This is a genomic window from Allobosea minatitlanensis (assembly GCF_964020775.1).
Window position 1 is genome coordinate 1,600,735 of record NZ_OZ224509.1, and the last position, 22,097, is coordinate 1,622,831.

Here is a 22,097-nt window from a genome sequence, read left to right on the forward strand (position 1 = left end):
GGCCGATGGATCCGTTGGCAGAACTCAAGCAGACCTTCTTCCAGGAATGCGACGAGCTCCTCGGCGCGCTGGAGCAGAAGCTCCAGGCGCTCGACGAGGGCTCGAACGATCCCGAGGACGTCAATGCGGCCTTTCGCGCCATCCATTCGATCAAGGGCGGGGCGGGGGCCTTCGGCTGCACCGAGCTGGTCGCGTTCTCGCATGTCTTCGAGGCTTCGCTCGACCATCTGAGGTCGGGCCGCGTCGCGATCGAGGACGCGCCTTTCACGCTGTTCCTGCGCTGCTCGGACGCGGTGGCCGATCTGGTCGCGGCGGCGCGCAACGACGAGCCGGCGGTGGAGCGGCCCGACCTCCTCGCCGCGCTCGAGCAGGTCGGCCAGGAATTGCAGGCGGAGCCGCGGGCGCCGGCCGCGGCCCCTGCCGACGCGCCTCCCGGCGTCGCGGCGCTGGGCAACCTGCTCGCCATGGTCGAGGCCGGCTCCGGCGCGGCGCCAGCCGCAGCGGATGACGGCTGGGACGACGAGCCCGCCGGCCCGGCTCCGGCTGACGTCCCGGCCGCCGCCGAAGCCCGGCCCGGCCGCGCGCTGCGCCTGCGCATCGCGCCCGAGGCCGACCTCTTCCGCCGAGTCATCGAGCCGCGCGTCGTGCTGGGCGCGCTGCCGGCCGAGGATATCGTCGCGGTCCGCTGCGACCTGAGCCAGGTGCCGCCGCTGGAAAGCCTCGACGTCACCGATTGCTGGATGCGCTTCGACGTCGATCTGCACACGGAGCTCTCTGTCGAGGAGCTGCACGGGCGCATCGATTTCAGCCTCGGCGGCGAGGAGTTCGAGATCGCCCCGGCGGAGGACGAGCCCGACCTTGCCGAGACCGCCGCGGAGCCGGAGGTGCCGAACTCCGTCGCGGCCGATCTCTCCGCCATCCTGGCGAAGCTCGGTCCCGCGCCGGAAGCGCGCGACGAGGCGGCTTCCCAGCCGGCGCCGGCCGCTGCTGCCCCGGAGCCTGTCGCGGCGGCGGTTCCCGTGCTGCGCACGCCGCCGCTGCGCGCACCGGTCAACGACCAGTCCGCCCGCCAGCGCCAGCCGGTCAGCGTGCGCGTCGATCTCGAGCGCATCGACAAGCTGATGAACCTGGTCGGCGAGATCGTCATCACCCAGTCGATGCTGGTCGAGTGCGTGCGCTCGCTGCCCTACGACGTCTACGCCAAGACGGCCGAGGGCATCCTGACCCTGTCGCGCCAGACGCGCGAATTGCAGGACCATGTCATGGCCGTGCGGGCCCAGCCGGTGAAGGCGGTGTTCCAGCGCATGCCGCGCCTCGTGCGCGAGCTGGCGCAGACGCTCGGCAAGGAGGTGCGCCTCGTGCTCGAAGGCGAGAACACCGAGGTCGACAAGACGATCATCGAGGAGCTGGCCGACCCGCTCACCCACATGATCCGCAACTCGATGGATCACGGGCTGGAGACGCCGGACGAGCGCGCCGAGGCCGGAAAGCCGCGCGAAGGCACCATCCGCCTGATCGCCGAGCACCGCGCCGGCCGCATCGTCATCGCCGTCACCGACGACGGGCGCGGCATCAACCGCGAGAAGCTGCTCGCCAAGGCGCGCTCGCGCGGCCTCGTCGACGACGACGCCAGGCTCGCGCCGGAGGAGATCGACCAGCTCATCTTCGCCGCCGGCCTGTCGACCGCCGAGCAGGTCAGCGACGTCTCCGGCCGCGGCGTCGGCATGGATGTGGTGCGCCGCAACGTCGAATCGCTCGGCGGGCGCATCAGCGTCGATTCCGAGCCCGGCCGCGGCTGCAAGTTCACGCTGGCGCTGCCGCTGACGCTCGCGGTGCTGGAAGGCATGGTGATCCGCTGCGGCAACGACCGCTACGTCATCCCGATCGCCTCGGTGATCGAGACCCAGCATCTCGCCTCGACGCCGATCGAGCGCCTGCCCTTCGGCCAGGAGGTGCTGCGCTGGCGCGGCGAGGTGACGCCGCTCTATCGGCTCGGCGAGGTGATGGGCTCGATGGGCACGACGGACGAGAACATCGTCATCATCGCCGAGACCGAGCGCGGCAACAATGTCGGCATCGCGGTCGACGAGATCGTCGGCCAGCAGCAGGTGGTCGTGAAGAGCCTCGAGGCGAATTACGGCACGGTCAACGGTGCCTCCGCCGCGACCATCCTCGGCGACGGCCTCGTCGCGCTGATCCTGGATATCGACTCCATGCTGCGGCTCGCCGCCTCGGGCGACCGGGTTCCACAATCTGACCTCAAGATGGCTGGATGACCATGACACTCCAAATCGGCGAAAAGCACTTCTCGTCGGCGCAGCCTGAAGCGGCGGCGCGTCGGATCGTCACCTTCAAGGTCGGCGACCGCACCTTCGGCATCGATGTCGGCATGGTCCGCGAGATCAAGGGCTGGCAGGCGACGACGCCGCTGCCGCATGCGGCCCCGCATGTGCGCGGCGTGCTCAACCTGCGCGGCGTCATCCTCGCGGTCTACGATCTGCGCACCGCGATCGGCATCGGCGTCACCGAGGCGACCGCGACCCATGTCATCGTCGTGGTCGACGTCGAGGACAAGACCGCGGGCCTGCTGGTCAATTCGGTCTCGGACATCGTCGACGTGCCGGTCTCGGCCGTACGCCCGGCGCCCGATCTCGAGCGCGACGAGCACGGCCTGATCGAGGGGCTTGTCCTGCTCGACACCGACATCGTGGCGCTGCTCGATCTCGCCGCCGTGATCCGCGACGGCGGGGTCGATGCCCAGACCCGCGCCGCCCGCGCCGCAGCCTGACCTTCCAGCGACCAGCCCGGCGTAGCGTGAGAGAGCGGGCCAGACCAAGAAACGACCAGACTGAATGGGCAACGCCCTCGGCCCTCTCTCGCATCTCACGACCAGCCAGCCGCTGACGGCCGCCGGCGCGGCGCTGCTGGCCGGAGGCCTCGGCTATGCGGCGGCATCCCACGGCCTGCCGGCCGCCGGCATCGGCGCGGTGTCCGCCGTCGCGCTGCTCGGCGGCCTCGCCGCCTGGGGCGCGACGCGCCCGCTCGGCCCGGTCCGCGAGGCCCTGTCGCGGCTGCTCGCCGGGCAGGGCGACGCCGCATCCGCCCGCGCCGGCGGGGAGACCGGGCTCACCGAGGCGCTCGAACGCCTCCATGACGGGGTGCTGGAGGCCGGCCGCATCCGCAGCGCGCTCGACCATGCCGGCTCCAAGCTGATGATCTGCGACGAGGAAGGCCGCGTCGTCTATGTCAACAAGGCGCTGCTGCGCTTCTTCGGCGAGGCGCAGGAGGATTTCCGTGCCGCCTTTCCGGGCTGCTCGGCCAAGGACATGCTCAGCCGCGTGATGGAGCGCGTGCAGGGCGAGCAGGGCTATGGCGCCACCGGCCTGCCCGTCGAGATGGCGCTGGGGCGCCGCAGCATCCGCTTCACGCTGACGCCCGTCGCCGCCACCGGCCGGTCCGAGGCCGGCACGGCGGTGGAATGGCAGGAGCTGAGCGAGGCGCTCGCCACCACCGCCGCGGTGAAGCAGGCGGTCGCCGCCGCGCTGGAGGGGGATTTCTCGCAGCGGGTTGCCGTCGCTGCGCGGGAGGGCGCGCTCGCCGAGGTCGTCGCCGGGATGAACCAGCTCGGCGCGGTGGCGGAGCAGACCTTCGCCGACGTTGCCGATGTGGTCGGCGCCCTGGCGCAGGGCGACCTGTCGCGCCGCATGACCGGGCGCTATCGCGGGCGCCTCGCGGCGCTGCAGCATGATTTCAACGACGCGCTGGACTGGCTCGGCGAGACGGTGCGCCGGATCCAGGCGACGGCGGGGCAGGCCGGCCGGGTCGCCGAGGAGATCGCCGCGGCGACGGGCGACGTCGCGGCGCGGACCGAGCGCTCCGCCGGCGCGCTCGCCGAGGCCGCCGCCGTGGCCGGCCGGATCGCGGCTTCCGCCCGGCAGAGCACCGAGCGCTCGCGCGAGGCCACCGCTCTCGCGGACGAGACGATGGGCGTGGCGCAGGACGGGCAGGCCGTCGTCGGCCAGGCGGTCGACGCCATCGAGCGGATCGAGACCTCCTCGACGCGCATCGCCGACATCGTCGGCGTCATCGACGAGATCGCCTTCCAGACCAATCTGCTGGCGCTCAACGCCGCGGTCGAGGCGGCGCGGGCCGGCGATGCCGGCAAGGGCTTCGCCGTGGTCGCTTCCGAGGTCCGGGCCCTGGCGCAGCGCTCGGCCCAGGCCGCCAAGGACATCAAGGGGCTGATCGCCACCGCGAACGGCCAGGTGGCGGAAGGCGTCCGCTGCGTGCGCGACACCGGCGAAGCGCTCGGCCGCATCGTCGGAGCGGTCGGAAAGGTCTCCGCGACGGTGGCCGGCATCGCCGCCGAGGCCGCCGGGCAAGTCACGGGCGTCGAGGCGATGGGCCGCGGCGTCGGAGAGATCGACGGCGGCATCCGCCAGTCCGGCGCGCTGGCGCAGCGCAGCGCCGAGGCCGCCGGCGCGCTCGCCGGGCAGGTCGCTGCCCTGGGCGAGCTCGTCGCCGGGCTGCGGACTGGGGCCGCCGCCCCGGTGCTGCTCGAGCCGGTGCGCCGCGCCCCGGCTTCCGAATTCGCGCCGGCCTCGCCGGCCGCCTCGCGCCGCGGCGCCTCGGGCGGGCAGCGGCTCGGCCGCCGCGCGGGGAGCTGAGGCCATGTCGCGCCCGAACCTCTTCCCGGCCCTGCCTCCGGCGCCGGCGGTCGGCGGCGACGTGACGCTGACGCGCGACGACATGAAGTTCATCGCCGCGCTGGTCTATGAGCGGGCCGGCATCGTCATCCGCGAGCACAAGGAGGCGATGACGCGCGGCCGGCTGGCGCGGCGCGTCAAGGCGCTCGGCATGGGGTCGGTCGCGGAGTACTGCGCCTTCCTGAAGACGCCGCAGGCGGCGGGCGAATTGCCCGAGCTGATCAATGCGGTGACCACCAATCACACCGCCTTCTTCCGCGAGCGCCACCATTTCGACCATCTGCGCCGCGAGGTGATGCCGCGCCTCGTGCAGGAGCGGGCCGGCCGGCGCGGGCGCATCCGCATCTGGTCCTCGGCCTGCTCCTCGGGCGAGGAGGCCTATTCGATCGCCGCCGCCTGCCGGGACGCGATCGGCCCGCGCAGCGACCTCGACTTCAGGATCCTGGCGACCGACATCGACACGGATATCCTGGCGCGGGCCGAGGCCGGCCTCTATCCGGCCGAGCTGTTCGAGCGCCTGCCGGCGGATGTGAAGCCGCTGATGCGGCTGGAGGCCGCCCCGGGGCGCGGCGAGGCCCGGATCGCCGAGGAGCTGCGCCGGATGATCGCCTTCAAGCACCTCAACCTGATCGAGAAATGGCCGATGAAGGGGCCGTTCGACGTCATTTTCTGCCGCAACGTCTTCATCTATTTCGACACGCAGACCAAGGCCGCGATCCTCGACCGCTTCGTGACGCTGCTGGCGCCCGGCGGCTTCCTCTATCTCGGCCATTCGGAATCGCTGCCGCAGCCGCATCCCAATCTGCGCCTGATCGGGCGCACCATCTACGAGAGGACGGCATGAGCGTCTCCCGCAGCGCCGCGCGCGCCTCCCGCCGCTATTTCGATCCGCGCTTCGCCGCGACGATCATCACCGTCGCGCCGGGCGAGCACGAGATCACCGCCGCCCAGGACGAGATCGTCGCCACCGTGCTCGGCTCCTGCGTCTCGGTCTGCCTGCGCGATCCCGCCGCCGGGATCGGCGGGCTCAACCATTTCCTGCTGCCGAAGAACAACGGCAACGCCGACCCCAGCGCCGGCGAGCGCTATGGCGACACCGCCATGGAGGTGCTGATCAACGACCTGCTCAAGCGCGGCGCCAGGCGCCAGAATCTCGAGGCCAAGGTCTTCGGCGGGGCGCGCGTGCTCGCCGGCGCGACGATGCTGGCGATCGGCGACAACAACATCGCCTTCGTCACCGAGTTCCTCAAGCGCGAGGGCATCCCGATCGTCTCCAAGGATGTCGGCGGCACGCGCTCGCGGCGCATCCACTACCAGCCGTCCTCCGGCCGCGCCTGGGTCCAGCACGTCCAGCCGACCGCGCGCGACAGCGGCCAGGAGATGGCCTATCTCAACCGGCTCAAGACCCAGCCCGTGGCGGGCGAGGTCGAGATCTTCTCATGATCGGCGCGGGTGCCTCCTCGGCGGCGACGGTCACGGTTCTGGTCGTCGACGATTCCGTGCTGATGCAGAAGCTGATGACGCAGATCATCGACGCCGCGCCCGGATTCAAGGTGATCGGCGTCGCCGGCAGCGCCGAGGAGGGCTGGGACGCGATCCAGGCGCTGCGTCCGGACGTGGTGACGCTCGACCTCGAACTGCCGGGCCGGCACGGCCTCAAGCTGCTGGCGCGGGTGCTGAAGCAGGACCCGCTGCCGGTGCTGATCGTCTCGGCCTTCGGCGGGCCGGGCGCCGACAACACCATCCAGGCGCTGGAGCTCGGCGCCATCGACTTCATCGAGAAGCCGGACGGGTCCACCAACACGCTCGAGGGCTTCATGAAGCACCTCGTCGCCGCGCTGCAGCGCGCCGCGACCAGCCGCCGGCCGCTCGCCGCCGCGCGCCAGGGCGCGCAGGCCGCGGCTCCGGCACGCCCCGCCATGCCGGGGCGGGAGCCGGCGCGCGCCGGAAAGACCTCGCTGATCGCCATCGGCGCCTCGACCGGCGGCGTGCCGGCGATCCAGACCGTGATGCGCGACATCGCCCATCTCAGGGTGCCGGTCGCGGTGGTGCAGCACATGCCGCCGGGCTACACGGCGAAATTCGCGGCGCGGCTGGCGGCCGCGACCGGCCTCGCGGTGCACGAGGCGGCGGATGGCGACCGGCTGAAGCCCGGCATGGCCGTGGTGGCGCCGGGGGGCCTGCGCCATCTCGAGATCGAGGAGCGGCGCGGCGAGCTGGTCTGCCTGCTCCGGGAGGGGCCGCTGGTCTGCGGGCACTCGCCCTCGGTCGACGTGATGTTCCATTCGGCGGCGCGCAGCCTCGGGCCCCATGCCGTCGGCATCCTGCTGACGGGCATGGGGCGCGACGGCGCTGACGGTTTGTTAGCCATGCGCAGAGCGGGGGCCGAAACGTTAATCCAAAGTGGAGAGACCTGCGTGGTAAACGGGATGCCGAAAGCGGCTTTCGAGCTGGGCGCCGCCGACAGGGTGGTTCCGCTCGGCCAGATCGGCGCGGCGGTCGGGCAACTGGTCGGCGAGAGGCCGGGCCTGCGGACCGTCTAAGGAGGATGTGATGTCAAAGGCGCGAAGCGAATTCCGCATCCTGGTCGTCGACGACCAGAAGAGCATGCGCGGCCTGGCGACCTATTTCCTGAAGCAGATCGAGTTTCAGGACATCGACGAGGCCGAGAACGCCCGCGAGGCGCTGATGAAGATGCAGCAGAAGCGCTACGACCTGCTGCTGCTCGACTGGAACATGGAGGGCATGAGCGGCATCGACCTGCTCCGCGCCATCCGCTCCGTGCCCGAGCTCAACCAGATCAAGATCATCATGGCGACCTCGGAGCGCTCGGTCGACAAGATGGACGAGGCGACCAGCAACGGCGCCGACCACTATGTCGTGAAGCCCTACGAGCTGCGCGACCTCGAGGTGCGGGTGCGGAAGGTCCTGGCCTGCTGAAGGTCCTGGCCTGCTGAAGCGCGACTTGCGCCCTTGTGACTGCGAGCCCCGCGGCCGCCGGCTGCGGGGCTCTTCGCTTCCGGGGCAAGGCGCGGACGGGGACTGAAGGGAACCGCGCCGCTACTTCTTCGGCCGGAACGCCGTGACCACGGCGGGATCGGTTTCGAGATAGGGCCCCTCGATCAGGTCGATGCAGTAGGGGATCGCCGGCATCACCGCGTCGAGGCATTCGGCGATGGCGCGGGGACGGCCGGGCAGGTTGACGATCAGCGTCCTGCCGCGGATGCCGGCGGTCTGGCGCGAGAGGATCGCGGTCGGCACCTTGGCGAGGCTGACCTGCCGCATCAATTCGCCGAAGCCCGGCATCGGCTTCGCGATGACGTCCTCCGTCGCTTCGGGCGTGACGTCGCGCGGCGCCGGGCCGGTGCCGCCGGTGGTGACGATCAGGCAGCAGCCCTCGCGCTCGGCGAGGTCGACGAGCGTTTCGGCGATCAGCCGGCGGTCGTCCGGGACGAGGCGCGCGACGGCCTGCCAGGGCGAGGCCAGGGCCCTGGCGAAATAGTCGCGGATCGCCGGGCCGCCTTCGTCGGCATAGACGCCGGCCGAGGCCCGGTCCGAGACCGTGACGATTCCGATCCGTGCCGCTTCGCCCATGCCGTCTCCTCCCGCCATTCCCGCTGTTTCGGGGAAGCGGCAGGCCCGGTCAAGCCGGGCCGCCGCTGAGCGGCCGATCCCTGTCTGTGCGGTCGGACCGTATCCTCGAAAACCGGATTCCACTTTTCGGGCCGATTGCTGTAGCGCAGCGCCATGCGGATCGCGGCTCGTCGCCTCATTGGATCGATACGATGCACTTCAAGCCGGCGCTCGGCCGCTGGGTGCTTTCGCGGATCGGGCTCGCCGGAGCGCACGCAGGCGCCGCAGCGCCATCCGGCTGAGCGCCGCCGCCCGCGGCAGGCCGATGCGCCCGCGCCCGATGCCGATCAGGGCGTTGCCCATCGCGCGCCGCTCGCCCCAGGCATAGGTGCCGGCATCGACGCCGTCGCCCGCGCCGCTGTCGAAGAAGTCGGGCGGGGTGCCGTCGAGATCGGCGCGCAGCATGGCGATGGTCAGGGTCCGGCCGGGAGAATGGCGGGCTTGCGCCTCGTCATAGGCGATCTTGAGGAAATGCCGCCGGCCGGCGCTCTCGATCAGGAGCCCCATCGCCAGCACCTGCCCGTCGAGCAGCAGCGTGTCGATCTGCAGCCCGTCCCCGGCGGCGAAAAGCGCGGCGAGCCGGCGGAAATAGGCGGTGTCTTCCGGAATGCAGGCGATCGCCGTGCCGGCCTTGCCCTTCCAGCCGGCGGCTTCGAGCGCCAGGAAGCCGTCGAGCGCCTCGAGCGCGGCCTGGCCGCGGCTGCGCCGGAAGGTCAGGGCGCCGCTCCTGATCACCGCGCGCAACTGCTGCATCCGCTTCTTGTAGCCCGGGCCGAGCGCGCGGCGCAGATAGCGCTCGGCATCGTCGCCCGGCTGCGGGACCATCACCGGGCGGGTCCAGCGCTCCGCTACCGCGATCGCGCTGCCGGTGCTGCGGCAGGCTTCCGCCAGCGCCGCATGGCCCGGGCCTTCCAGCGGCAGCAGCGGCAGGGCGAGGGTGTGGGGCAGGTCGCTCGAGGCCAGCAGGTAGCGCAGCAGGGCGCGGGAGGCTTCGAGCGCATGGTCGCGGTCGACCACCGGCAGCGAGGAAACCTCGTAGCGCGGCAGGATCGGCGCGACCAGCACCGGGACGAAGCCGCTGCGCCAGTCGCGTGCGCGCCGCAGCGCCCAGACCCCGACCAGCCGCTCGAAATCCAGCGCCTCGCTGTGCCAGGCGCAGAGCACGACGATGTCGTCGGGCGCGACCAGCTCGGTGGCGGCGCTGACGGCCGCCGGCGCCATATGCGGATTGGGCTCGAGCGCGTGGCGCGCGAGCTCCGCGAAGACCGGCCCCAGCGCCTCGTAGGCGGCCGGGCCGATGCGCCTGACGACGAGGCCGCTCACCGGCGCAGGCCGTCCCGGTTGCGGCGCACGATCTCGCCGCGCATCAGCAGGACGAAGGCGATGACCTGCGCCGTCGCGCGATAGAGCTCGCGCGGGATCTCGTCGTCGAGCTCCACGGCGGAGAGCGCCTGCGCGAGCACGGCGTTCTGCTCGATCGCGATGCCGTGCTCGCGGCCGGTCTCGACGATGCGCCCGGCCAGCTCGCCATGGCCCTTGGCGGTGACGCGCGGCGCGTTCTGCCCGTCATATTCCAGCGCGACGGCGATGCGGGGCGGCGGCTGCGCGCTCATGACAGGCGGTCCAGGAACTGGCCGGCGGTCGGCTGCATCACGCGCGGCTGGCCGGTGTGGATGTCGATCGACCCGGCGGTGAAGTCGGCGTCGAGGAGGGCGTTCTCGAGGCCGGGCGCGGCGCCGCGCAGGAGCTGGCTCGTCTCCTCGCGCTCCGCCCAGAGCGTGACGCCGACCTCCCGGCCGCACAGGGTGACGACGCCCTGCAGCGGCCCCATCGGCTCGACGTCGAGCGCGAAGCGGACGCGCCAGAGCGGCGGCGACCCGCCTGGCGCCTCGTGGCGGGGCGGGTCCTTCTCGACATGGAGCGGCAGGACCGCGGTGCCGTGCTGGAAGGCGAGGGGGATCTCGGCGAGCCAGCGCTGCGGCTGCTGCTGCGCCGGGTCGAGGCGCGGCGCGTCGGGCGGCAGCGAGGCGTATTGCGCGAGCTTGATCCGGTCGAGCGCCGCCTCGGTCTGGCCGAGCAGCGTGGCGGCGATGGCGAGCGGCTTCTCGCCGGGGGCGAGCGTCGGCTCCGCGACGGGCTGCGCCGCGAGCGGGCCGTCGCGGCGCGGCGCCGCGGGAGCACTCACCGCAGCGTCCGCAGGAAGCGCGGGGCGCTCCGTCCGGTTTGCCGGGGCGGAGGGCGAGAGGGTGTCGACCAGCGACAGAAGCGTCTCGCGCAGCGCCAGCAGGCCCGCCTTCAGGTCGCTTCCCGGCACCGCGGGCCGGCCGCCGGCGAGATGCGCTTCCAGGAACAGCCCCGAACTCCGCAGGGCCTCCTGCAGGCGCGGGCCGGTCATGGTCCGGCTTTCGGCAGGAAAGGACTGGCGCAGCACCTGGTCGATGGCGCCGAGCAGCGGCTTCGGCAGCGTCAGCGCGACGGTGCCCTCGGCGAGGCCGCGCAGATTGGCGAAGAGCGGGGCGAGGCTGTCCTGCCTCGTCAGCGCCGCACCCAGCGTCGGGCCGATGGCGGCACGGGGGGAGGCCGGCGCCGGCATCGCCGACTGTCCGGCCTCGGCGGGATGCGCTGCCGCCGGCGCGGTGGGTGGCGCGAGGGGGCCGGGCGGGGCGGCCGAGGGCGGCGTCCCGACTGGCGCGGCCTGTCCGGGTGCGGCGGTCATGGCAGGGTCCGGCAAGGCGGCGCCGGCGGATGAGGCGGGCGGCTGGGCTTGGACGGGCATGCGCCCGGCCGCCGGGGCGTTCGCAGGCGGGGCGGAGGCGCTGCCGCTCGCGACCGGGGGCTGCGCCAGGGCGGGCGATTGCCCCGCAGGCCGGGTTTGCGGGGGCTCCGGCATGTCGGCCGGCGGGCGGGTCTCGACGAGGGTCGCGCGCAGGTCTCCGCCGGGTTTGTCCGGGGCCTCCAGATGCAGGACCAGGGTGGCGCCGGGCTGCAGCGCGGCCTGCTTCGCCTGCGGCCCGGCCAGCACGAGGGTGATCCGCGCATCGCCGATCGCGGCGGTGGCGGTGCCGTCGCTCTCCAGCGACAGCAGGCGCGCCTGGACCGTCCGGCCGGCCGCCGGCTCGCCGGCCGCGTCGAGCGCCTGCATCAGTCTGGCGAGGTTCTGGCTCTGGACGAGCTGGGCGAGATTCATCGGGCGACCAGGAAAAGCTGCGCCAGCCTCTCAGGAAAGATTAAGGATTCGGTTGCCTCCCGGAGTGCGCAGGGCGGCCGCGCGTGGGCGGCAATGGTGCGGGCGCCTCGCCTGCCGCAAGCTCGCCGCCTGGATCGTCCTGCGTCCCGCCGGAAGCACGGCGGCGACCGGGCCCCTTCGATCTGGAATCGGAGCTCTCCGGAGGCGGCCCGCCTTTCCGGCCCGGTATGTGAGGATGATTGTCATGGACTATCGCCGCCTCGGCCGCTCCGGCCTCAAGGTCTCGCCGCTCTGCCTCGGCACGATGATGTTCGGCGGGGCGACAGACGAAGCGGAATCGCGCCGGATCATCGATCATGCCCGCGATGCCGGCATCAACTTCATCGACACGGCCGACGTCTACAACGAAGGCGGCTCGGAGGAGATCACCGGGCGCGCCATCGCAGCGCATCGGCGGGACTGGGTGCTGGCGACGAAGGTGGCCAACCCGATGGGCTCCGGCCCCAACCGCAGCGGGCTCTCCCGCCGCTGGGTGATGCAGGCCTGCGAGGACAGCCTGCGCCGGCTCGGTACCGACGTCATCGACATCTACTACCTGCACAAGGAAGACCACGAGACGCCGCTGGCCGAGACCGTGAACGCCATCGCCGACCTGGTCCGGCAGGGCAAGATCCGGCATTTCGGCATCTCGAACCACCGCTCCTGGCGGCTCGCCGAGATCTGCCGCCTCTGCGACGAACTCGGCATCGACCGGCCCGTCGTCAGCCAGCCCTACTACAACGCGATGAACCGCATGCCCGAGGTCGAGCATCTGCCGGCCTGCGATTATTTCGGGCTCGGCGTCGCCTCCTATTCGCCGCTGGCGCGCGGCGTGCTGACGGCGAAATACGCGCCCGGCCAGGCGCCGGCCGAGGGCACGCGCGCCGGCCGCGGCGACAAGCGGATCATGCAGTCGGAATGGCGCGAGGAGAGCCTCGTCATCGCCCAGACGATCAAGGAGCATGCCGCGAAGCGCGGGCTGACGCCGATCCAGTTCGCGGTGCGCTGGGTGCTGAACAACGCCTTCGTCACGGCGGCCATCGCCGGGCCGCGCACCTTCGAGCAATGGCAGGCCTATCTCTCGGCGCTCGATGTCGGCTTCACGCCGGAGGACGAGGCGCTGGTGGATAGGCTGGTGCCGCCGGGCCACCCCTCGACGCCGGGCTACAGCGATCCGGCCTATCCGCTGGAAGGGCGCGTCAGCCGGGTCTGAGCGCCGCTCAGTTCATCATGCAGAAGCCGCCGACGACGACCTGCGTGCGGCACCAGGGCTGCTCGTCATTCGTGCTCAGGCGCAGCAGCACGGGCCTGTCCGGGCCGGCGCTCGATGGCGGGAAGGGTACGCGCTCGGGCTTGTCGGCGGTGGCCGCCTGAGGCCGGCTCGCCGCGGCCGCGCCCGGGATGACGATGAGGCTGCGGCCGGTCTTGGCCGCGGGGGCGCTGCCGCGTCCGCCGAAGCGGAACCGCGCGGCTTCGGCCTGCAGGGGCAGGAGGGCTGCCGCGGCGAGGAGGCAGGCGAGGGCGGCGGTGCGGCGCATCGTGGGGATCTCCGGGTTTCGACATGATGCCGCGCCCTGCCGCAACGGCAAGGAAAGTCGCGGATCAGCCTGACCGAGGCGTTAACGGCCCGGCAGGACGATCACGGTCGGCCTGGCCGGCAAGCCGGCCCTGCTCAGCGTGATCGCAGGCTCGCCGCGGCGCTCCACCGGCCAGAGATCCCGCGTGCGGGAGAGGAAGCGCTCCAGCGTGCCGCCGCCGAAGAAATGCATCGGGATCATCACCCGGGCCTGGAGCGACTTCAGCACCTCCAGCATGCCTTCCTGGTCGAGCGTGTAGCTGCCGTCGACCGGGAAGAGCACCACGTCGACGCGGCCGAGCGCGCGCAGATGGCCGGGCTCCAGCGGGTGATGCAGATGGCCGAGATGGGCGATGCAGAGATCGCCGATCTCGAAGACGAAGATCGAATTGCCGTCATAGTCGGTGCCGCCGTCCAGGGTGCGGATATTGGTCGGCACGTTGCGCACGCGGACATCGCCCAGGGTGAGGTCGTGACGGGCGGCGCCCTTGCCCTCGGGATCCCAGCCGCGCAGCACCAGCTTGATGCCGGGATCGGGGCGGTTCGAGTAATGGGTCGAATGCGCCTTGTTCATCGTGGCGATGTCGGGCGTCACCGGCGGGCGGACATAATCGTTGTAATCGGTCGCGATCCTCACGCCGCCCGGCGTCTCGATCAGGAAGGTGGCGTGGCCGACGAAGGTGAGCCGGACCTCGTCCCTGGTGAGCTGGGCCCGCTGGATCGGCAGGCGATAGCTTGCCATCTCGGGCCGGCAGCCGGGCTCGCCTGACTGGGCGAAAGCGGGCAGCGCGCCCATCGCGGCCTGGGAAACGAGCAGGATCAGGAAGCGCAGGGCGATCCGAAGCAAGCTCATCGGCGGGTTCCATGCGGTCTCGTCGGCGAGGTTCGAGTGTCGGGCAAATGCCGGGCCGGGGAAAGCGCCGGCGGCGACGGCTGGCGGATTCGTGAGCGGCGGACGCAAATCGGCCATCAAGGCGCGGGAGCTTGCGGCTTCCGCCGCGACCGATCGAGCCGCATGCCGTTGTCGTCCCTCTCGCGCCGCCAGGCGCTTGCGCTGGCTCCCGTCCTCGTCCTCGGCAGGCCGCCCGCGGCCGCTGCCCGGGAAAGCGCCTCGCCGCCGGGGATCGCGGCCTATCTCGAGGCGGCGGCGCCGACCGCGCTTCTCGTCATGCGCGATGGAAAAATGCTGGCGAGCCATGGCGATCCGGCCCGCAAGGTCTCGGCCGCCTCCGTGCGCAAGAGCCTGCTCGGCGCGCTCTACGGCATCGCGGTGGCGGAAGGGCGCATCCGGCTCGCCGCGACGCTGGGCGAGCTCGGCATCGACGATGTCGCGCCCGCGCTGACGGCCGGGGAGAAGCGCGCCACGGTTGCCGACCTGCTGGCGGCCCGCTCGGGCGTCTATCACGTCGCCGCCTACGAGACAGCCGCGCAGAAGCGCACGCGCCCCGAGCGCGGCAGCCATCCGCCCGGCAGCTTCTGGTTCTACAACAACTGGGATTTCAACGCGCTCGGCACGATCTACCGGCAGCAGACCGGCGAGGACATCTTCGAGAGCTTCGCGCGCCGCATCGCGCGGCCGGTCGGCATGCGCGACTTCAGCGCCCGCGACGGGCGCTATGTCGCCGATGCCCGCTCGCGCCATCCGGCCTATGTCTTCAGCCTCTCGGCCCGCGACATGCTGCGCTTCGGCGAGATGGTGCTGGCCGGCGGCGCCTGGCAGGGGCGGCAGGTCGTGCCGCGGGACTGGCTGGCGGAGTCGTTGACGGCGCGTTCGCGGACGGCCCGCGGCGATCTGGGCTATGGCTATCTCTGGTGGGTGCTCGATCCGGCGACGTTCGGACCGGGAGCCGGCTTCGCCGCCGGCTATGGCGGGCAGTTCATCGCCGCGGTGCCGCGCCACGGGCTGGTCGTGGCGCAGACGGCGGCACGCTCTCCCGCCGGAGGCCATGTCACGCGGCGTTTCGTGCGGCTGCTGAAGGAGGTCGTGGCGGCGTGAATGGCGGGGCGTCCCGGTTGCGGCAGGCGGGATGGCTCGCTACATAGCGGCCAGATTTCCCGACATCCCCGTGTCGCAGCCCCGAAAGCGGAGCCCGCTCGCCTCATGTCCCGTCAGTTCATCTACCATATGCGCGGCCTGTCCAAGACCTATCCGGGCGGCAAGCAGGTCCTGAACAACATCCATCTCTCCTTCTATCCCGACGCCAAGATCGGCGTGCTCGGCGTCAACGGCGCCGGCAAGTCGACCCTGCTCAAGATCATGGCCGGCATGGACAAGGAGTGGACCGGCGAGGCCTGGGTGGCGGAGGGCGCGCGCGTCGGCTACCTGCCGCAGGAGCCGAAGCTCGACGAGAGCCTGACCGTGCGCGAGAACGTCATGCTCGGCGTGGCGCCGCAGAAGGCGGTGCTCGACCGCTACAACGAACTCGCCATGAACTATTCGGACGAGACCGCCGACGAGATGACCAATCTCCAGGACGAGATCGAGGCCAAGGGGCTGTGGGACCTCGATTCCAAGGTCGATCAGGCGATGGACGCGCTGCGCTGCCCGCCGGACGACTGGGAGGTCTCGAAGCTCTCGGGCGGCGAGCGCCGCCGCGTCGCCATGTGCAAGCTCCTGCTGGAGCAGCCCGAGCTCTTGCTGCTCGACGAGCCGACCAACCATCTCGACGCCGAGACCACGGCCTGGCTGGAAGGGCATCTGCGGACCTATCCGGGCGCGATCCTGATCGTCACCCACGACCGCTACTTCCTCGACAACGTCACCGGCTGGATCCTCGAGCTCGACCGCGGCCAGGGCATTCCCTACGAGGGCAACTACTCCTCCTGGCTGGCGCAGAAGCAGAAGCGCCTCGAGCAGGAGGGCCGCGAGGACGCCGCCCGGCAGAAGACGCTGGCGCGCGAGCAGGAATGGGTCAACGCCTCGCCCAAGGCGCGCCAGGCCAAGAACAAGGCCCGTATCCAGCGCTATGACGAGCTCGTGCAGAAGGCCTCGCAGAAGGGGCCGGACACCGCGCAGATCATCATCCCGATCGCCGAGCGGCTGGGCAACAACGTCATCGACTTCGAGGGGCTGTCGAAGGGCTTCCAGGACAAGCTCCTGATCGACGACTTGTCGTTCAAGCTGCCGCCGGGCGGCATCGTCGGCGTGATCGGCCCCAACGGCGCCGGCAAGACCACGCTGTTCCGGATGATCACCGGGCAGGAGAAGCCCGATGCCGGCACGATCACCGTCGGCGAGAGCGTCCAGCTCGGCTATGTCGACCAGAGCCGCGACTCGCTCGACGACAAGAAGAACGTCTGGGAGGAGATCTCGGGCGGCAACGACGTGCTCTATCTCGGCAAGCGCGAGATCAACTCGCGCGCCTATTGCTCGGCCTTCAACTTCAAGGGCGGCGACCAGCAGAAGAAGGTCGGCATGCTCTCGGGCGGCGAGCGCAACCGCGTCCACCTCGCCAAGATGCTGAAGAGCGGCGCCAATGTGCTGCTGCTCGACGAGCCGACCAACGACCTCGACGTCGACACGCTGCGCGCGCTGGAAGAGGCGCTGGAGGATTATGCCGGCTGCGCCGTGATCATCAGCCACGACCGCTGGTTCCTCGACCGCATCGCGACCCATATCCTCGCCTTCGAGGGCGACAGCCATGTCGAGTGGTTCGAGGGCAACTTCGCCGATTACGAGGAGGACAAGAAGCGCCGCCTCGGCATCGATTCGACCATTCCGAAGCGCATCCAGTACAAGAAGTTCTCGCGCTGAGGCGCCGGACACGCGCTGAAGAGCCCCGCGGCGCCCTGCCGGCCGCGAGGCGTTTTCCCGGGCGGCATGCCCGGCCACCCGGTATGTCGCGCCAGTCAGGCTCCGTGCCGCGCGTCCTCGTCGCGAATGAGAAAGCTCAGCAGGTTCGCATAGCCTCGGGCGTCGTCGATCGCCCGATGCGTATGCTCGACCGCGCCGAGCCATTCGCTCGGATAGCGGTCGACATCGCATTCCCACTGTCCCCGCCCGGTGCGTCCCGCGACCATCGACATGAGGCAGAGCGGGGCGTGCCGGAAGAGCCGGTCGGAGATCCACGGCCCTTCCAGCAGCGGCCGGCCGGTGAACCTCCTCAGGTAGAAATCGATCCATGGACCGTCCAGCGCGACGGGGTGCGCCGCGAAAATCGGCTCGCCGCCCAGCGACCTGATCCAGCCGGAAAACCGCTCGATCACCATGGCGGCGGGCTGCGGATCCGCCGTGGCCGCCGCCCAGGCTTCCGGGTGCCTTTGCCAGAACGCCATCGTCTCCGGATCGCGCTCGGCGCCCTCGATCGGTTCCAGAACCGCCTCGAACGCGCCGAGGATCCGGCCGGCGGCCGATACCGCCACGGAGCCGAACGACAGCATCGAGTTCGCTCCCGGCGTCGGCCCGTCAAACTCGCAATCGGTCACGATATAGAGGTATGGCATCGCAGCTCCCGGTCTCTCGCGAAGCGAGCTTACCCGAGCCTGTCCGGAGGCAAACTGGGATTTCGGAAGGAACGGCCTATTCCTCCGAGCGGCCCGTGGCCTCCCGGTCGCGTTCGTAGCGCTTCCTGACCGGAAAGGGCGGCAGCCAGGATTCGCGACGGACGGTCCAGAGCTCGTAGGTCGGCACGAACCGGTCGGGGGCGTCGAGCGAGCCGAGATTGACCTCGATCTCGTCGCCGCTGCGCGCGAAGACGGAGGAACCGCAGCCGGGGCAGAAATGCCGCCCGGCATAGGAGCGGGTCTCGCCCTCCACGGTCACCGCATCGGCGGGGAAGATCGCCGAGGCGTGGAACAGCGCGCCGTGATGCTTGCGGCAATCGAGGCAATGGCAGAGCCCGACCCGGTAGGGGCGCCCCGAAGCCAGGATGCGGACCGCGCCGCACAGGCAGCCGCCGGTCGAGCGGTCCATCGCGCCTCTCCTCTGAAAGCGAGGGACGAATGGTCGCAGGGTTTGCGTGCGGCGTCCATCGCTGCGGCCGGCGCGGCGCCGGGCCCGCGGGGCACGGTCCGCGCGGGCTTGGCGCGCCTGTCGCGTGGAAGGGCGAGCCGCCCTGCGCGAATGGGGGGCATGAGCCGCATGCGCGCCGGCTTCCCGCGACCTTAAGGCAGATTACACCCCGTGCTCCTACGAGGGAGTCGCGGCCAGCGCATGCAGTTCTGGCTCACGTCACCATGGCTCGATCCGGTTCGGTGTCGCCGATCCGGGGCGGGCCGCTCTTATGCGAAGGTCCGTTATGAGTAGTCAGTATATCCAGGATATGGTGCAGAACGTGAAGGAAGGGCGCGTATCGCGGCGTTCCTTCATCCAGAAGCTGGCGGCGCTCGGCATCACCGCCCCGATCGCGAGCCAGATCCTGGCCTGGAACGACGTCGCGATGGCCAATGCCACGCTCGCCTACAAGCCGACCAAGGCCGGCGGCGGCGGGCCGCTGAAGCTCCTGCTCTGGCAGGCGCCGACGCTGCTCAACCCGCATTTCGCCTCGGGCACCAAGGACCAGATCGCCTCGCGCATCTTCTACGAGCCGCTGGCCGGCTGGGACAAGGAAGGCAACCTCATCCCGCAGCTCGCCGCCGAAGTGCCGACCAAGGCCAATGGCGGCCTGTCGGAGGACGGCAAGAGCGTCGTCTGGAAGCTGAAGCAGGGCGTGAAATGGCATGACGGCAAGCCGTTCTCGGCCGACGACGTCGTCTTCACCTGGGAATATGCCAAGGACCCGGCGACCGCCGCCTATACCTCCGGCGCCTACACCAACATCACCGTCGAGAAGGTCGACGACTTCACGGTCAAGGTCCTGTTCAAGGAGCCGACGCCGTTCTGGGCCGATCCCTTCGTCGGCGTCGCCGGCATGATCATCCCGAAGCATCATTTCGGCGATTACAAGGGCGCCAAGTCGCGCGAGGCCCCGGCGAACCTGAAGCCGGTCGGCACGGGCGCCTACAAATTCGTCGAGTTCAAGCCGGGCGATATCATCCGGGCCGAGCGCAATCCCGATTACCATGTCGTCAACCGGCCGCATTTCGACACGCTCGAGGTCAAGGGCGGCGGCGACGCCGTCTCGGCGGCGCGCGCCGTGCTGCAGACCGGCGAATACGACTATGCCTGGGATACGCTGGTCGAGGAGGATGTGCTCAAGCGCATGGAGACCGGCGGGCGCGGCAAGGTCAGCGTCGCGGTGGCCGGCGACATCGAGTTCATCACGCTGAACACCACCGATCCCTGGACCGAGGTCGACGGCGAGCGCTCCAGCATCAAGACCAAGCATCCGACGCTGTCGGACCCGGCCGTGCGCCAGGCGATCAACCTGCTGATCGACCGCGACTCGATCCAGAAGTTCATCTATGGCCGCGCCGGCATCGCGACGGCGAGCTTCGTCAACCAGCCGAAGCAGTTCAAGTCGGAGAAGCTGAAATACGAGTTCAGCATCGCCAAGGCGAACCAGATCCTCGACGAGGCCGGCTGGAAGAAGGGCGCCGACGGCGTCCGCGAGAAGGACGGCAAGAAGCTCAAATACGTCTTCCAGACCTCGATCAACGCTCCGCGCCAGAAGGTCCAGGCGATCATCAAGCAGGCCTGCCAGAAGGCCGGCATCGAGCTCGAGCTGAAGTCGGTCACGGCCTCGGTGTTCTTCTCGTCGGACGTGGCGAACCCGGACACCTACACCAAGCTGTACACCGACATCGAGATGTACACGACCACGCAGCCGCAGCCCGATCCGGAACGCTTCCTCAACCAGTTCACCTCCTGGGAAGTCGCCAGCAAGGAGAACAAGTGGCTGGGCCGCAACGTCTCGCGCTACACCGACCCGGAGGCCGACAAGGCCTATAGGGCGGCGCAGAAGGAGCTCGACCCGGCTAAGCGCGCCGCGCTGCTGATCAGGGTCAACGAGATCTTCTGCGAGGCCAACGTCATCCTGCCGGTCCTGTCGCGCACGAAGGTGGTCACCGCCGCGCAGAACCTGGCCATCGACCATTCCGGCTGGGACGTCGATACCTGGAACCTCGCGGCCTGGTACCGTAGCTGAGGACCTGCCGGCCGGGTCGCGATGCGTCCCGGCCGGCGCTTTTTCATGTCGCGCCGGCCCGCCGGGCCAGCGCGCCGGTCACTTGCAGATTTCGTCTTCGACCGAGGCCATGGCGTTCCGGTAGGAGCGGACATGGATGCCGTCATGGGTGCTGCCCGGCTTGGCGAAGCCGTCGGTTCCCTCGCGCGTCCCGGCGAAGGGGTCGATATAGGTGCAGGCATTGCGGCCGCAGGCCCGCTTCAGCCGCTCCGACAGGGCGACGACCGCCGCCGGCTCGTAATATTTGGTCATCCAGGGTTCGGCCGGGGGAACGGCGGCGATGAAGACCTTGGGCGACACCGCGGCCGCGCGGGCGATCAGCCGCTCGGCGCTGCTCTCGAAGGCGTCGAGATATTTGGGCTGGGTCGGCTTGCGCTTGCGGTGCAGGTCGTTGGTGCCGACCAGGATGACGACCCGGCCGGGCTTCCTGGCGAAGGCGAACTTCTCCCAATGGCCGTTCATGTCCTTCATCTTGGCGCCGCTGATCCCGGCATTGACGACGTTGCGGCCGCAGAGCCCGTGGGTCGCGTTGATCATCTCGGCATTGGAATCGCCGACGATCAGGACGTAGTCAGGGTCGGCCTCGCCGATCTGGGCGTTGATGACGGCGAGCCGGGCCAGCAGCGGGAAATTCTCGGCGGGCGGGCGCAGCGCCAGATAGGTGCCGGCCGCCGCGGCGACGACCAGGAGCGCGGCGAGGCCGGCGAGCAGGCGCCGGCGGGTGAACCATCCGGCGAAGGCGGCGGGGCGAGGCAGGCGCGCGAGCAGGCTGGTCTCGGTGGCGAGCAGGCGGGGGCGGAGTTTCATCGCGTTCTTTTCGACGAGGTGCCAGGAGAAAAAGGCGAGGGCGAAGGCCAGGCACCAGGAGATCGCGGCATTGGCCCACCAGCTCTGGCCTCCGGCGCCGAAGGTAGCGACCACCGCCTGCTGGATCGGGAAGCCGTAGAGGAACAGGCCGTAGGAATAGTCGCCCGAGGAGACCAGCCAGGTGCGGGGCGGGCGGGTCAGGCCGAGGAAGGCGGTGAGATAGGCGCAGGGCAGGGCGATCAGATAATCGCCGCCATGGACGCCGAGCCCCAGCAGGACGGCCGCCAGCGACAGCGCGAACAGCCCCCCGCTCCACGGGATCCGCCGGCGCAGCAGGTAGAAGCCGATGCCGTGGAGGAAGCAGAGGATCAGGACCGGCCCGGAGACGGTGACGCCGGGCTGGTGGCGCCTGACCAGGACGTAGAGGACGAAGAAGACGGCGTTGACGATCAGGATCGTGGCGAGCGCGACGCCGTCCCGGCGCAGCAGGCCGAGCGCCGTGATGCCGGCGATGATCAGGTAGCAATAGAGCTCCCAGGGCAGGGTCCAGAGCTGGCCGTTGACCAGCCCTGACCAGGGATTGTCCTGGAAGACGCCCGGCAGCACGAACTGCACGACGCCGACGATGTTGAGGAAATAGCGCCGGAAGAGCGGGCTGGAAAAATACTCGGAGAGCGGCAGCGTCGTGAAGATGGCGCCGATGACGATGGCGGCCGCGACGGTCTCCACCGCCAGCGCCGGCACCAGCCGGATCAGCCGCAGGCCGAGGAAGGAAATCAGCGAGCGGCAGCGCTCCAGGCTGCCGGCGACCAGAAAGCCGCTGAGCGCGAAGAACATCGGCAGGATCAGCGCCACCGCCGGGCGCAGCGCGCCGCCGAAGACCCGCAGCGTCTCCGCGACGCCATAGGCCACCCCGACCGCATGGCTGACGATGACCAGCGTCGAAAGCAGCAGGCGCATGTAGTCGAAGCCCGCCGGCCGGTTGCCGGCGTCGGCGAGCCGCTCCGCGAAGGAGGGGCCGCTCAGCGCGCGCCGCCAGATCCCCGCCATGCCGGCGGCCGGGCTCCGCGCCCCCGGCATGGCGG

At 70.6% G+C, this 22,097-nt stretch carries 20 protein-coding genes; 11 read left to right on the forward strand and 9 right to left on the reverse strand.

Features of this window, described 5'->3' with window-relative positions; genetic code table 11:
• Positions 1-14: 14 nt before the first annotated feature.
• From ACWH43_RS07850 to ACWH43_RS07880, 7 genes are all read left to right on the forward strand, one after another.
• Positions 15-2,276 carry a chemotaxis protein CheA gene (locus tag ACWH43_RS07850; RefSeq protein ID WP_377785401.1) on the forward strand — a complete coding sequence of 754 codons (2,262 nt, stop codon included), beginning with the start codon at positions 15-17 and terminating at the stop codon, positions 2,274-2,276.
• Entirely contained in the window at positions 2,273-2,788 is a 516-nt protein-coding gene (locus ACWH43_RS07855; RefSeq protein WP_448153431.1) for a chemotaxis protein CheW, read from the forward strand. Before ACWH43_RS07850 ends, ACWH43_RS07855 begins: the two co-directional genes overlap by 4 nt.
• 64 nt (positions 2,789-2,852) lie before the next feature.
• A complete protein-coding gene (locus ACWH43_RS07860) occupies positions 2,853-4,667 on the forward strand; it encodes a methyl-accepting chemotaxis protein (RefSeq protein ID WP_158448374.1) in 1,815 nt (604 codons plus the stop codon).
• Positions 4,668-4,671: 4 nt separating this feature from the next.
• Positions 4,672-5,550, forward strand: coding sequence for a CheR family methyltransferase (locus ACWH43_RS07865; protein WP_158446861.1), 879 nt, complete (start codon positions 4,672-4,674; stop codon positions 5,548-5,550).
• Entirely contained in the window at positions 5,547-6,149 is a 603-nt protein-coding gene (locus ACWH43_RS07870; RefSeq protein WP_158446860.1) for a chemoreceptor glutamine deamidase CheD, read from the forward strand. The genes ACWH43_RS07865 and ACWH43_RS07870 overlap by 4 nt, the downstream gene beginning before the upstream one ends.
• Positions 6,146-7,249, forward strand: a complete 1,104-nt coding sequence (gene cheB / locus ACWH43_RS07875) for a chemotaxis-specific protein-glutamate methyltransferase CheB (protein ID WP_158446859.1) — start codon at positions 6,146-6,148, stop codon at positions 7,247-7,249. The genes ACWH43_RS07870 and cheB overlap by 4 nt, the downstream gene beginning before the upstream one ends.
• Positions 7,250-7,259: 10 nt before the next feature.
• A complete protein-coding gene (locus tag ACWH43_RS07880; protein ID WP_158446858.1) occupies positions 7,260-7,646 on the forward strand; it encodes a response regulator in 387 nt (128 codons plus the stop codon).
• A gap of 120 nt (positions 7,647-7,766) precedes the next feature.
• On the opposite strand, the gene mog is transcribed toward ACWH43_RS07880, so the two are convergent.
• The 4 genes from mog to ACWH43_RS07900 form a co-directional block, all read right to left on the reverse strand.
• The gene (mog, locus tag ACWH43_RS07885; RefSeq protein WP_158448373.1) at positions 7,767-8,300 is read right to left on the reverse strand and encodes a molybdopterin adenylyltransferase; all 534 of its coding nucleotides are present in this window, start codon (positions 8,298-8,300) and stop codon (positions 7,767-7,769) included.
• A 198-nt stretch (positions 8,301-8,498) separates the two neighbouring features.
• Positions 8,499-9,662 carry a GNAT family N-acetyltransferase gene (locus ACWH43_RS07890; protein WP_158448372.1) on the reverse strand — a complete coding sequence of 388 codons (1,164 nt, stop codon included), beginning with the start codon at positions 9,660-9,662 and terminating at the stop codon, positions 8,499-8,501.
• Complete coding sequence (locus ACWH43_RS07895) at positions 9,659-9,952, reverse strand: EscU/YscU/HrcU family type III secretion system export apparatus switch protein (protein WP_158446781.1); 294 nt, start codon at positions 9,950-9,952, stop codon at positions 9,659-9,661. The genes ACWH43_RS07890 and ACWH43_RS07895 overlap by 4 nt, the downstream gene beginning before the upstream one ends.
• Positions 9,949-11,526, reverse strand: coding sequence for a flagellar hook-length control protein FliK (locus tag ACWH43_RS07900; RefSeq protein ID WP_260347733.1), 1,578 nt, complete (start codon positions 11,524-11,526; stop codon positions 9,949-9,951). Before ACWH43_RS07900 ends, ACWH43_RS07895 begins: the two co-directional genes overlap by 4 nt.
• Positions 11,527-11,770: 244 nt before the next feature.
• Between ACWH43_RS07900 and ACWH43_RS07905 the strand changes: the two genes are divergently transcribed.
• A complete protein-coding gene (locus ACWH43_RS07905) occupies positions 11,771-12,778 on the forward strand; it encodes an aldo/keto reductase (RefSeq protein ID WP_158446820.1) in 1,008 nt (335 codons plus the stop codon).
• A gap of 7 nt (positions 12,779-12,785) precedes the next feature.
• Here ACWH43_RS07905 and ACWH43_RS07910 read toward each other — a convergent pair whose 3' ends face one another.
• Together ACWH43_RS07910 and ACWH43_RS07915 are read right to left on the reverse strand one after the other, a co-directional pair.
• On the reverse strand, positions 12,786-13,103 hold the full coding sequence (locus tag ACWH43_RS07910; protein ID WP_158446821.1) for a hypothetical protein: 318 nt from the start codon (positions 13,101-13,103) through the stop codon (positions 12,786-12,788).
• Positions 13,104-13,184: 81 nt separating this feature from the next.
• The gene (locus ACWH43_RS07915) at positions 13,185-13,994 is read right to left on the reverse strand and encodes an MBL fold metallo-hydrolase (protein WP_158446822.1); all 810 of its coding nucleotides are present in this window, start codon (positions 13,992-13,994) and stop codon (positions 13,185-13,187) included.
• 162 nt (positions 13,995-14,156) lie between these two features.
• Between ACWH43_RS07915 and ACWH43_RS07920 the strand changes: the two genes are divergently transcribed.
• Both ACWH43_RS07920 and ettA read left to right on the forward strand, forming a co-directional pair.
• Positions 14,157-15,137, forward strand: coding sequence for a serine hydrolase domain-containing protein (locus tag ACWH43_RS07920; protein WP_158446823.1), 981 nt, complete (start codon positions 14,157-14,159; stop codon positions 15,135-15,137).
• Positions 15,138-15,242: 105 nt separating this feature from the next.
• A complete protein-coding gene (gene ettA / locus ACWH43_RS07925) occupies positions 15,243-16,895 on the forward strand; it encodes an energy-dependent translational throttle protein EttA (RefSeq protein ID WP_158446824.1) in 1,653 nt (550 codons plus the stop codon).
• A 95-nt stretch (positions 16,896-16,990) separates the two neighbouring features.
• On the opposite strand, the gene ACWH43_RS07930 is transcribed toward ettA, so the two are convergent.
• Both ACWH43_RS07930 and ACWH43_RS07935 read right to left on the reverse strand, forming a co-directional pair.
• Positions 16,991-17,584 carry an exonuclease domain-containing protein gene (locus ACWH43_RS07930; RefSeq protein WP_158446825.1) on the reverse strand — a complete coding sequence of 198 codons (594 nt, stop codon included), beginning with the start codon at positions 17,582-17,584 and terminating at the stop codon, positions 16,991-16,993.
• A 76-nt stretch (positions 17,585-17,660) separates the two neighbouring features.
• The gene (locus ACWH43_RS07935; RefSeq protein ID WP_158446826.1) at positions 17,661-18,053 is read right to left on the reverse strand and encodes a GFA family protein; all 393 of its coding nucleotides are present in this window, start codon (positions 18,051-18,053) and stop codon (positions 17,661-17,663) included.
• 325 nt (positions 18,054-18,378) lie between these two features.
• Between ACWH43_RS07935 and ACWH43_RS07940 the strand changes: the two genes are divergently transcribed.
• Positions 18,379-20,166, forward strand: coding sequence for a peptide ABC transporter substrate-binding protein (locus tag ACWH43_RS07940; protein ID WP_260347734.1), 1,788 nt, complete (start codon positions 18,379-18,381; stop codon positions 20,164-20,166).
• A 78-nt stretch (positions 20,167-20,244) separates the two neighbouring features.
• Here ACWH43_RS07940 and ACWH43_RS07945 read toward each other — a convergent pair whose 3' ends face one another.
• Positions 20,245-22,092, reverse strand: a complete 1,848-nt coding sequence (locus ACWH43_RS07945) for an acyltransferase family protein (protein ID WP_158447051.1) — start codon at positions 22,090-22,092, stop codon at positions 20,245-20,247.
• Between the last annotated feature and the right edge of the window lie 5 nt (positions 22,093-22,097).